Annotated in this window: 5 protein-coding genes; 2 read left to right on the forward strand and 3 right to left on the reverse strand. The window is 44.7% G+C overall.

All coding sequences use genetic code 11. The features are described 5' to 3' along the window. Window positions 1-1,246: HAMP domain-containing sensor histidine kinase (locus tag Q0K03_RS07070; protein ID WP_297239007.1), on the forward strand; the 1,246-nt coding region annotated here is incomplete at its 5' end. Here Q0K03_RS07070 and nudC read toward each other — a convergent pair. From nudC to Q0K03_RS07085, 3 genes are read right to left on the reverse strand one after another with little or no spacing between them, the layout of a single operon-like run. Next, window positions 1,237-2,055, reverse strand: a complete 819-nt coding sequence (nudC, locus tag Q0K03_RS07075) for an NAD(+) diphosphatase (protein ID WP_297239008.1) — start codon at window positions 2,053-2,055, stop codon at window positions 1,237-1,239. The genes Q0K03_RS07070 and nudC overlap by 10 nt on opposite strands. 38 nt (window positions 2,056-2,093) lie before the next feature. After that, window positions 2,094-3,755: a glutamine--tRNA ligase/YqeY domain fusion protein gene (locus Q0K03_RS07080; protein ID WP_297239009.1), complete on the reverse strand. Its 1,662-nt coding sequence runs from the start codon at window positions 3,753-3,755 to the stop codon at window positions 2,094-2,096. 44 nt (window positions 3,756-3,799) lie between these two features. Further along, entirely contained in the window at window positions 3,800-4,330 is a 531-nt protein-coding gene (locus Q0K03_RS07085; RefSeq protein ID WP_297239010.1) for a GNAT family N-acetyltransferase, read from the reverse strand. A 72-nt stretch (window positions 4,331-4,402) separates the two neighbouring features. Here Q0K03_RS07085 and Q0K03_RS07090 point away from each other — a divergent pair. Next, window positions 4,403-5,016 (forward strand): GH25 family lysozyme (locus tag Q0K03_RS07090; RefSeq protein WP_297239011.1); only part of this gene is annotated, 614 nt, incomplete at its 3' end.

Consider the following 5,016-nt stretch of genomic DNA (forward strand, 5'->3'; position numbering starts at 1 on the left):
GACATACTGTATCGGATTGACGCTGGATGAAAGACTGGTTCCTGCCCTTGATCGATTTGGCTTGCCGATGCCGGAGATCTGGGTGGGTGCGCTTGATTTTACGGTGTACTTTTTGTTTATGGTTTTAACCGGCTTGTGCTTTTATTACGTGAAATACGCATTCTGTTCAGGGCCTGTGCGCTTTCTAAAGGAAGATGTCTGGCTGGGCCGTCAAATCGTACGTTTGGTACAGGATATCCAGGATATTAAGAATTATGATTTCAATGACAATCTCAAATCACTGATTTTTAAAGGGTGCCTGATCAATACCCTTATTGTCTTCTTGCTCAGTTTATTCTGGGGCTGGCTTCTGGCACTGGTCTATGGCATCTGTACGTATTTGTTCCTGGTGCATAAAGCGGTTTTGTTGACAAAAGAATATAAGAAACTGTTAGGCCGAATGGATCGGATGGGACAGGGAGATTTTTCCGTTACTCCTATGGATCATACCGATATTTTATTGTCTTTACAGGAACGTCTGGATACCTTGCAGGATGATTTTGAACAAGCCATCAAGGAACGTGTTCGTTCCCAGAATCTGAAGACCGAACTGATCACCAATGTCTCTCACGATCTAAAGACGCCTTTGACAGGCATCAAGAATTATCTGGAACTGCTCAACGATTCCCATCTTTCGCAAGAAGAAAAACAGGAGTATCTGGAACGAATCAATCAGTATACAGATCGTTTAAGCAAGCTGATCGAAGATCTCTTTGAAGTCTCCAAAGCCAACTCCGGCAATATGGATCTGAATCTGAGTTCGGTGGATATCGTATCGTTGGTGGAACAAGTTTTGATCGAAAATGAAAATCTTTTAAAGAAGGATCAATTACGGCTGGTGCTTCGAAAACCGGAAGAAGCGATTTTCTGTGAGCTGGATGGAGACAAAACGGTTCGGATATTCGAAAACCTGATCTCGAACATCGTAAAATATGCCTTGCCGGATACAAGGGTGTTTGTATATGTGGAAAAAGTGGACAACAAGGCTCGGATCACGCTTCAGAATATCTCCAAGACGCCTTTGGATTTTGATCCGGAAGACATTACCGAACGCTTTGTCCGCGCCGATGCCTCCCGTCATGAACCGGGAAGCGGTCTGGGTCTGGCCATTGTGAAAAGCTTTTGCGAGATCCAGAACGGAAGCTTTGAGATCGTTCTGGATGGGGATGTCTTCAAGGCCATCGTTACTTTCCCGATTCACTTGTAGGCGTCGATCTTAAAACGATAGATCATTTCGGAAGTCAGGCTTCCATCTAAGTTTTCTTTGCCGTAACAAAGTTCATTTCTGGAGATCCAATAGGCACGCTGAAGTTCATTCGTGTCCAGGCGGATCTCTTTTTCACTGTCTAATTCACAATAGAAACCGGCCAGAACATCGCTGACGATACCCCAGGGCTGGGATTTATAATAGCGGATATTTTTCACATTCAGGCCCACTTCTTCATAGACTTCCCGGGCCACGGTTTCTTCTAAGGTTTCACCGATCTCCACAAAGCCGGCCAGAAGCACTTGTTTTTTCATATGAGGATACTGGGCTAAAAGGATCTTGTCTTTGTGTGTCAGGGCGATGATGACGGCAGGAAAGATCCTTGGATATTCGGTTACGCCGCAATGAGGACAGACAAGCGCTCTTTCGCTGGTACTGGGAATAAGTTTTGTGCCACAGCGTCCGCAGAATGTCCGGTTTCGATACCAGTCATAAAGATGAAATCCGGTCGCATAGGCAAAGCCGAAATAGTTGGGGCTTTCTTTGGTCAAAGGACGAAGCGGACAATAAGAAAAACCATTCTGTTCCGGCACCTCCATGACCAGGAAGTAAGCCTTGTGATCGATGGAAAACAGATACGTTCCTTCCAAAGGAAGATCAAGGTCTTTGAACAGGGGACACTGAATGCCGGTGTCTGTATATCTGACTAAGGCATTCTTATCCTGGAAGCCAAGAACATGGTCTTCTTTTGAAGGGGTCTGGATCTTAAAGGAATTATCAAATTTGTGAGGGGAAATGTCTTGTATCATATGCGGGCTCCTTTTGAAAAAGGCTTGGATCTCCAAGCCTATTTTGGTAATTTAAATGAACTTTTCAGTGATACGATGCGGTTGAACACAAAACGATCTTCGGTCGTATCTTTTTCATCGACACAGAAATATCCGTTTCGTACGAATTGGAATTTATCCTGTTTTTTAGCATCTTTGGCAAACGGTTCGATGTAACAATGTTCCACAACCTGTAAAGAATTTGGATTCAGATTCAAAGAGCCATCTTCGTTGTAGACACCTTTTTCTTCGTCGACCAGGTTTTCATACAAACGGGCCGTCGCTTCTATGCAGTGATGTACAGGGACCCAGTGGATCGTTCCTTTGACCTTTCTTCCGGTAAAGCCGGATCCTACCTTGGTCTCTGGATCATAGGTCGCATGCACAACGGTCACCTTTCCGTTTTCATCTTTTTCACAGCCGACACACTTCACAAAGTAGGCATTCATCAAACGCACTTCATTGCCAGGGAACAGACGGAAGTATTTCTTTGGCGGTTCTTCCATGAAGTCTTCCCGTTCGATCCATAATTCTCTTTCAAATGGAACTTGTTTGGTACCGGCTTCTGGATCGTCCATATTGATATTTCCTTCGACCAGTTCATAACTGTCTTCCGGATAGTTGTCAATGACAAGTTTGACTGGATCCAAAACGGCCATGATGCGTGGTGCCTTTGGCTTGAGGTCTTCACGAAGACAATGTTCCAGATACGCATAATCAACCGAAGAATTGGCTTTGGAGACACCCACCAGATTCATAAAAGTGCGAATCGATTCCGGTGTGAATCCGCGGCGGCGCAAGGCGGCGATGGTCACCAAACGAGGATCGTCCCAGCCATCCACGATGCCTTCATCCACCAGACGTTTGATATAGCGTTTTCCCGTGATGACATTGGTCAGATACATCTTTGCGAATTCGATCTGTTTTGGCGGCTGAGGATATTCCAGCTCTCTTACGACCCAGTCGTATAAAGGACGGTGGTCTTCAAACTCTAACGTACAGATCGAATGGGTAATGCCTTCGATGGCATCTTCGATCGGATGGGCAAAGTCATACATTGGATAGATGATCCATTCATCTCCGGTATTGTGGTGTGTCTGCCGGGAAATTCGGTAGATGACAGGATCGCGCATGTTGATGTTTGGACTGGCCATATCGATCTTGGCGCGAAGAACCTTGGCGCCATCTTCAAACTCACCATTCTTCATGCCTTCAAAAAGACGAAGGTTTTCTTCGATGGAACGATTGCGGTATGGCGAATCCTTTCCTGGTTCTGTCAAGGTTCCGCGGTAGGCACGAATCTCTTCGGCGCTAAGATCACAAACGTAGGCTTTTCCTTTTTTGATCAGCTTGATCGCGGCTTCATACATTTGCGGATAATAGTTGGAGGCGAATTTGACATCGCCTTCATAATGGCATCCCAACCACTCTACGTCCTTGATGATGGAATCGACAAATTCCACTTTTTCTTTTGTGGGATTGGTGTCATCAAAGCGCAAATTGAATTTTCCGTTGTATTCTTTGGCAAGGCCATAGTTCAGTAAGATACTTTTGGCATGCCCGACGTGCAGATAGCCGTTGGGTTCGGGTGGAAAACGGGTCACGACCCCCGAATACGTTCCATTGGCCAGGTCTTCATCTATGATTCGTTCGATAAAATTCTTTCCTTCATTTGTTTCCATATATGAACATCCTTTCATATTCCTTCAAAGTATATCATAGAAAGTTAGTTTTGTTTGGCTTTCTGTGCCTTTAATATCGTAAATAATTCTTTCCACAGTTCTACATAGGTGCCTTTTTTCATCGGCCCGTTAGCGACCAGAAGATCAAAGACATCGCCGTTCCAGCGATAAGAGTCTTCACTGTCTTCAAATCCGTTTCGATGATAGAAGGCTTTTCTTCGTAAACGCTGTTCCAGATTGTCGCAAGGGACCCGGTCGGATTCCACATCGATGCAGATGATGGAGTCTTTCCAGTTCTCTTTGACCCAGTCCAGGATCTTAGAACCGATTCCCTGCCCGCGCAAAGAATCATCGGTGGCCAAATAGCGAACCTGACAGATGCCTTTATAATCTAAAATATCGATCATGCCGGCAAACTGGGTGTATTCGGAATCGGTATAGATGCCGTATAAGTGGCTTCCTGGAAGCAGGTCCAGATCTTCAAAAGGGACTCTTTCATTTTTCGGGAACGCTTTTTTATACAGGCTGTATACATTGGAATCTGGTTCTTGTGTTTCTTTAAAATAAAGTTTCATGGGGATATTTTATCATGTTTATAAAGGGAGTTCAAAATAGCCGTAAAGAAACATTTGTGATTTAATAAGAATATGAGAAAAAGAAAAATAAAGTTCAAAAGAATCCTTCTCTTAGGTCTGGGATTTGCGATCATCTTTTCTTTAGGTCTCACGCTTCTTATGCCTAAAGAAACAGATGAACTACTGGATCCTGACCGGTTTGTGCAGGAAAACGGGTTCATGGTCTATCAGGAGGATGCTTATACCAGTCTTCAAGGAATCGATGTCAGCCAGCACAATGGCGTCATTGACTGGGAACAAGTCAAAGCCAGTTCCATTGATTTTGCGATGATCCGGATAGGGTATCGCGGCGCGGTCCATGGCGAATTGTACCAGGATGAACAGTTTGCCGACAATGTAAAAGGCGCCAGAGAACAAGGCATCAAAGTGGGAGTCTACTGGTATTCCAGCGCCGTGACTGAAGAAGAGATAGATGAAGAGTGTGCGTTGGTTCTGGAAATGTTGGCCAATGAAAAACTGGATCTGCCGGTGGCCTATGATATGGAGATCTTTAATACGGATACAGGAAGAATCAATTCTTTGAGTACCGAACAGAAAACCGATCTGGCCCTTCGCTTTTGCGAGAAGATCGAACAGGCAGGTTATGATACAATGATCTATGGCAACCTGGACTGGCTCTACCATCA

Source organism: uncultured Faecalicoccus sp. (assembly GCF_944327125.1).
In the GTDB taxonomy this organism is placed as follows: domain Bacteria; phylum Bacillota_I; class Bacilli_A; order Erysipelotrichales; family Erysipelotrichaceae; genus Faecalicoccus.

Coding starts and splice junctions, on each gene's coding strand:
- nudC (WP_297239008.1), bottom strand. CDS start 2,055: ATGATACAAGACATTTCCCCTCACAAATTTGATAATTCCTTTAAGATC.
- Q0K03_RS07085 (WP_297239010.1), bottom strand. CDS start 4,330: ATGAAACTTTATTTTAAAGAAACACAAGAACCAGATTCCAATGTATAC.
- Q0K03_RS07080 (WP_297239009.1), bottom strand. CDS start 3,755: ATGGAAACAAATGAAGGAAAGAATTTTATCGAACGAATCATAGATGAA.